Origin of the sequence: Cupriavidus sp. SIMBA_020 (genome assembly GCF_046535395.1) — a bacterium.
GTDB classification, from domain to species: domain Bacteria; phylum Pseudomonadota; class Gammaproteobacteria; order Burkholderiales; family Burkholderiaceae; genus Cupriavidus; species Cupriavidus campinensis.
The window spans coordinates 1-231 of sequence record NZ_JAWRWU010001810.1; the positions used below are offsets into that span (position 1 = coordinate 1).

Genomic DNA, 231 nt, shown 5'->3' on the forward strand with positions numbered 1-231 from the left:
GCGCCGGCGCGACCTCGTTGTCGAGCAGATCAACCAGGCTCCGGGCCTGCACTGTGCAGTTCCGCAAGGCGCGTTCTACGTGTTCGCATCGTGCGAAGACCTGATTGGCAAAACCATGCCGTCGGGCGTGCGTCTGGATGGCGATGAATCCGTGGTCAACGCGCTGCTCGACGAAAAGGGCGTCGCGACCGTGCACGGGAGTGCATTCGGTCTCGGACCGTATATCCGCAT

At 62.8% G+C, this 231-nt stretch carries 1 protein-coding gene; it reads left to right on the forward strand.

Features of this window, described 5'->3' with window-relative positions; translation table 11 throughout:
- Positions 1-231 (forward strand): aminotransferase class I/II-fold pyridoxal phosphate-dependent enzyme (locus SB751_RS35855; protein ID WP_410749712.1); only part of this gene is annotated, 231 nt, incomplete at both ends.